Source organism: Acinetobacter sp. YH12144, from assembly GCF_013418345.1.
Lineage (GTDB): Bacteria > Pseudomonadota > Gammaproteobacteria > Pseudomonadales > Moraxellaceae > Acinetobacter > Acinetobacter amyesii.
In genome coordinates, this window is record NZ_VPCD01000041.1 from 1 (window position 1) to 5,610 (window position 5,610).

At 36.2% G+C, this 5,610-nt stretch carries 8 protein-coding genes and 1 pseudogene; 6 read left to right on the forward strand and 3 right to left on the reverse strand.

Annotated elements, in window-relative coordinates; all coding sequences use genetic code 11:
* Positions 1-200, forward strand: a pseudogene (locus FTU79_RS15980) (integrase core domain-containing protein); the annotation flags it as partial.
* Between the two features lie 148 nt (positions 201-348).
* Here the strand turns inward: FTU79_RS15980 and FTU79_RS15985 are convergent.
* The 3 genes from FTU79_RS15985 to FTU79_RS15995 all read right to left on the reverse strand — a co-directional run bounded on the left by FTU79_RS15985 (position 349) and on the right by FTU79_RS15995 (position 1,797).
* Complete coding sequence (locus tag FTU79_RS15985) at positions 349-834, reverse strand: hypothetical protein (RefSeq protein ID WP_180009667.1); 486 nt, start codon at positions 832-834, stop codon at positions 349-351.
* Entirely contained in the window at positions 803-1,450 is a 648-nt protein-coding gene (locus FTU79_RS15990; RefSeq protein ID WP_180009666.1) for a hypothetical protein, read from the reverse strand. Before FTU79_RS15990 ends, FTU79_RS15985 begins: the two co-directional genes overlap by 32 nt.
* Before the next feature lie 125 nt (positions 1,451-1,575).
* A complete protein-coding gene (locus FTU79_RS15995) occupies positions 1,576-1,797 on the reverse strand; it encodes an excalibur calcium-binding domain-containing protein (RefSeq protein ID WP_180009665.1) in 222 nt (73 codons plus the stop codon).
* 486 nt (positions 1,798-2,283) lie between these two features.
* Here FTU79_RS15995 and FTU79_RS16000 point away from each other — a divergent pair, with 486 nt between their 5' ends.
* From FTU79_RS16000 to FTU79_RS16020, 5 genes are all read left to right on the forward strand, one after another.
* Complete coding sequence (locus FTU79_RS16000) at positions 2,284-3,273, forward strand: DUF4041 domain-containing protein (protein ID WP_180074499.1); 990 nt, start codon at positions 2,284-2,286, stop codon at positions 3,271-3,273.
* Positions 3,274-3,283: 10 nt separating this feature from the next.
* On the forward strand, positions 3,284-3,736 hold the full coding sequence (locus FTU79_RS16760) for a DUF4236 domain-containing protein (protein WP_180009664.1): 453 nt from the start codon (positions 3,284-3,286) through the stop codon (positions 3,734-3,736).
* A 10-nt stretch (positions 3,737-3,746) separates the two neighbouring features.
* On the forward strand, positions 3,747-4,229 hold the full coding sequence (locus FTU79_RS16010; RefSeq protein ID WP_180009663.1) for an SH3 domain-containing protein: 483 nt from the start codon (positions 3,747-3,749) through the stop codon (positions 4,227-4,229).
* Between the two features lie 29 nt (positions 4,230-4,258).
* Positions 4,259-4,780 (forward strand): hypothetical protein, encoded by a 522-nt coding sequence (locus FTU79_RS16015; RefSeq protein WP_168379499.1) that lies wholly within the window; start codon positions 4,259-4,261, stop codon positions 4,778-4,780.
* Positions 4,781-5,011: 231 nt separating this feature from the next.
* Complete coding sequence (locus FTU79_RS16020) at positions 5,012-5,428, forward strand: DNA breaking-rejoining protein (protein ID WP_168379498.1); 417 nt, start codon at positions 5,012-5,014, stop codon at positions 5,426-5,428.
* Positions 5,429-5,610 lie beyond the last annotated feature (182 nt).

Genomic DNA, 5,610 nt, shown 5'->3' on the forward strand with positions numbered 1-5,610 from the left:
TTATGGCGGAGCGTTAAATATGAAGAGGTGTATCTCAAAGCTTATAGCAGTGTCACAGATGCGAAAAAGCAATTGAGTGCATATTTTGAGTTTTATAATCTGAAACGACCTCATTCGAGTCTAGACATGAGAAGCACTGCTTCGCAAGGCTAAATGAGTTTTACTATGATCAGCTACCCCAACAAAACAAGGTGGCTTAACTAGAGCGGAATATCACTTATAAATACGCTTTTAGTTGTTCAAACATGTGGGACCACCTCTTTGGTCAATTATTAGCAAGATGAATTTATTTTTAATCAGTCTAATAAAAAAGAGTGCCATATGGCACTCTTTTGATTTAAGTACAAATTAACCTTTATTGCATTTTGGATCTTGACCTAATGCACGAAGTTTATCCTGCTCTAAACGTTTTTTTAATACATTTTGATTGGCATTGTCTGTCAGAAGACTGCCACGTATTGTATAGATTGTAAGCTTAGATGAAGTTGAATCTATAGGCGTAATTGTAGTCTTAAAAATATAAGTCCCATATGGCGGTCTGCCATAAAAAGTCCCAATATTATTTTCACGATCTAGGTTAGCTTCAACTTTCAAATAATCATTATAAGTCCTGTATTCCACGCATTTTCCATATGCCTGCTTTAAGTTTGCATAGGATTGTACATAGTCCAAAGGAACTTCTACTGAACCACCACCATTGATTGATTTTGTGACCAATTCAGTTTCTGAGGTTGGTAGCATCATTCGTACGCAGCCTTGGAGCAATAACAGTGAAGTTAATAGCCCTAAGCCAGTAGCTGTTTTAATAAACTTTGACTTTTTTAAGGTTTGCATGCTCAACACCTTCAACAATACGTTTTGTAATAACAATAGATTCTGGCTCAGTCGCTTTAAATCGAGAGTCAACTTCATATTCAGCAATGAAAACTAGAGGTTTTGTATTTGGATTACGATCTACGCCAATCACATAATCTTTATTTTCTTCTAAAGTCACGTTTTTGATCTCAGTAAAGTAACTATGATTTCCAATGCCACTTACGAAAACAATGTCGTGTTGACCAACAGGTAGTTTGAGTTTCACCTGCGAATGATCAAATCTTGTTTGTGTAGTTGATGGGCTGAGTAGTGAGTTTTCTACAAATTTCACACGTTGCTGGTCAAAAGTGTAAACCGTGTAAGGGTACGCACTTAAAGAACCTGATCCTTGGAAAAACTCATAAGGAATTGTTTTGATCGTGGCATATTTTTGGCCCGAGCTCACGAGTTGGTTAGCATAAGCTTCTCGCTTTTCTGAAATAGGTGCATTTGCAGCAGTATTTAGGTAGCGTGCTTCCTTTGGAATGTGTAGCGGTAACATAGAAACTGACTTTTTATTATCAGCAGTTTCTACAACTTGACACCCGGTTAATAGACCAAATAAGCCTAAAAGTAAAAGTGGTTTAATATGCATTATTGATCCAAATTTATTCATAATTTTTGGTAAGCATAATTTACTTAAAATATATTTCGACTGAAATACATTAGGAAATAATTAAATCTAATGGATTAAATTATAATCAATATACTTGTTCAATTTTATCTTTTCTTCTTCGGGCACTTCTTGCCATTTCCACCCGGCAGGCAATCACAGGCCTGACCATCGCCGTCGCGGTCTAAACTTTTCCAACCTGTTTGTCCTGATTTCTTTCTTTGTTCATACCATTTCTGTGCTTGCTGCTGAGTACTAAAGTCAGCACACTTTTTTGCATAAACTTGAATGGAAGTGAACCCCAAAATTAAAATGAGTAAAAATTTCATAAATTATTTTAAAAGTAGAAAAGTCATGCAAATCTTATCAGTAAATTTACCGTGTGACAAAAAGTACACAATTTGTTAAATTAAGTAAAAATATAACATTCTTGGGGTATAAAGTGAACGGTATTACAATTTTTTTGCTTATATGTGTAGCACTTTTGGGGGCGGCTTTTTATTTTATATATGGGAAATATAAAGCAAAAGAAACTGAGAATACTAATAATCAGACTCAATTAAAAAAAATATGAAGCTAGATATTCAAGAATTATAGATGTTGATAAGGAAGTCGAAGAATCTTTAAAGCGTAAGACTCAACTAAGTAGCGATATTCAAGCGCTTCAGCTGGATTACCAAAAAAAATATGGTCTTTTCCAAATATTAACTCGTAAGATTGCTGTATATGATGAAGATTTAGAATTAGCTTAATCTGGGTTTTATAAGCCACATTTTGATTTTGGAACATCTGAAGAATATAAACAAAGAATTGCGTTGATCAGAGAAAAACAGAAATCAATGCTTAAGGCTAAAACCGCAGTCACTTGCTCTACAGAGTGGACTGTGGGAGAAAGTAAAGCTGAAGGTAAGAAAATGGTCACACGCGCAATCAAGCTAACAACGCGAGCATTCAATAATGAATGTGAAGCAGCTATAGCAAATGTGCGTTGGAATAATATAGAAAAAATGCAGGAGCGTATTCGCAAAGCTGCCGAAGATATAAATAAAATGAATGAGTCAAACCATGTCTATATTGATCGTAAATATGTGGACATGAAGATGCAGGAGTTATGGTTGGCTTATGGATATCAAGAAAAAGTAAAAGAAGAGAAAGAGGAGCAGGCTGAAATTCGCCGTCAAATGCGCGAAGAGGCAAAGCTTGAGCAGGAAATGGCGGCAGCTCAGAAGGAAGAGGAAAAATTCCAAAAATTATTATTGAAAGCACAAGCTGAAGCAGCAAAAGCTGTCGGTGGTAACTTAGATAAATTGAATGCAGAAATTGCTGAGTTATCAATTAAGTTAGAAGAGGCTCATCAGAAAAATGAGCGCGCACTATCAATGGCACAGCAGACAAAAGCGGGACATGTTTATATTATTTCTAACATCGGATCATTTGGCGAAGATGTCTATAAGATTGGTATGACGCGCCGTTTGGAGCCAATAGATCGTGTACATGAACTGGGCGATGCTAGTGTGCCGTTCTACTTTGATGTACATGCAATGATCTATAGCGAAAATGCACCGGCTATGGAAAATGCGCTTCATAAAGTGTTTGCTGAACGTCGTTTAAATCTAGTCAATCTCCGAAAAGAATTTTTCCATGTGACTTTAGATGAAATCCAAAGTGAGGTTCATAAGATTTCAAGCGATGCTGAATTTACTATTACAGCTGAAGCTGAGCAATATAGACAAAGCCAAACAATTAGACATGAAAAAACTCAGGCAGAAAAAAGGCTTGAGGAAGAAATTCCAGCTTTAATATAAGGGGTTAATCGTGGGTTTTAATTTTAGAAAAAGTCTAAAGATAGCACCGGGTGTACGTTTAAATATTACGAAAAAGGGTATTTCTAGCGTTTCATTAGGCGGTAAAGGCGCGCGTGTAAACCTTGGCAAAAAGGGAACAAGAACAACTGTTGGTTTGCCTGGTACTGGGCTTTCGTATAGCAGTTTTAGCCCTAAGCAAGTAAAGAAAGAAACTGTTAGAAGTGAGCCTGTAAGGTCTAGCATGCAAATGAATATGTCTCCTGTAGGAACGCAAGTTCCTACACCTTTACCATTTATGCCAAAGTTTGAGCGGAAGGTTTCGATTCTTTTAGGCATTGGAATCTTTCTAATGCCATATATTTTCGCATGGTTTACTTTGCGTGAAGGCTATTCAAAGCCAGCAAGGTTTATAAGTTTTGGATGGCTTTTATTATTTGTATTTGTGAATCTACAACAATCTTGAGTAATGCTTAATGAAAAAAATAATTCTACAGCTATCTCTAATCCTATTGTCATCATTTAGTTTTGCTTTTGATGGTTTGGAATTAAATGAAGAAGAATTCTATCCTTTAGCAAAGAAATATGTAAATACCAGTACTCTTAATGTTAGAAACAATCCTAAAAATGGGGAAATTGTAGAAAAGTTAGCAAGAGGTGATGCCGTTCTAATATATGATAGAAAAGATCAGTGGGAAAGATTATCAAAAGAATTTGAAAGTCCTAAATGGGTTTTATCCAAATATTTATGCGCATTTGAAAACTGCTTTCTTAAAGGTGATCTATACTCAAAAAGTACAGTGAAGAACAGTTATTCCTCGCATATAAAGAGTCAACCTAACACAAAAGTTAAAAAAACATATTCTAAAGGTTGTTCTTGTGATTCAGGCTCGTATTGTTATGGTCCAAGAGGTGGTCGTTATTGCTATACTTCCGGAGGAAATAAGAGTTACCGCTAATAAAAGCACCTTAAGGTGCTTTACCCCAATTGGGTGTTACGAATATTTTCTTAACGTGGCGCTCTCATTTAATAGCAATCTTCGCCCTCACACAAGTCGCTAAAGAATTCCGCAAATGGGTACTCGATGTACTGGAAAAAGAAGTTCTAAAACAGCAAATCGACACACGAGTAAAAATCAACGCAGAGCAGCAAGCAGAACTCAAAGAAATTATCGACCGACGTGCCCAAGGTGAACGCAAACTACATGCAGAAATGTGGTCACGTCACAAAAAACACTTCCGCATCGCACGTTATAGCGATCTGTTGCCCATTCATTTCCACGACGCAGTAAATTACCTAGAAACTTTAGAAGTTAAGTCAAAAGGAAATATCTATATAGATGAAAAACAATTCCTAGAAATGCTCTGCGTACATGCACGAGTCTTTCAAGCGTGGTGGAATACACATAGCCCAGCATTACTCAATTCATTACTGATGAGCATGCTCAACGACAATATGTTCTCTATGAGCAGTGCCATATCAAACGTAAGTAAAAATGTGGATTCATAATGCCAAACTATGATTACGACCACATGTTTGAATTACAGACACTTTCACATGCAAGATACGGACTGCTCAAGTAAAAAATAAGCCACCTTCGTACGGTTTTTTTATATCAATGGATAACAAAAGGAAATGGCAAAAGTGCTTTGTACATCTTACGATATAAATGAAAAATCATTGATGAAATTTAGAATTTCACATGATTAAAAATGATCAATTTAAAAATGGCACATAGTGATGAAAAAATTAACTTTGTTAGGTTCAATAACTTTGGCTTTGTCTGCGGCGGTTTCGCCAAGTGTATCTGCTGCACCAGTAAAACCCATTCAGTTTGCAAAAGGTGCTATTGGTACTACAGTTGCAGGATCATTTAAAGGCTACGATGACATTCAGTATAGTTTGAATGCTAAGGCTGGACAAACTTTAAGCTATAAGCTGACAAGCAATCATGATTTAGCCCAAATTAATATATATGCTCCTGGTGATAAACCAGGAAAAGCAGACGCTTTGGTGATTGGATCTACAACAGGAGCATCTGGAAAATTCAAGCTGCCAGAATCAGGCAATTATTTGATTCAGATCTACCAAATGCGGAATACGGCACGGAATAATAGAACAGTTAATTATAAATTGCATGTTGAAGCAGTTCGCTAAACTTACTTTATCTGGATAGCTTAGAAAGTAACCGAAGCAAAACCAACTAGATGAAATTAGGGTCTGTTGACATTTGTTGATTAAAAAAATAGCGAGATAGTAAAATTAAATCGCCAAACCCAATTTTACACTCGCTATGCCTCGAACAATGCTAAATGATCAACACTGGTCCAAGTTACTTG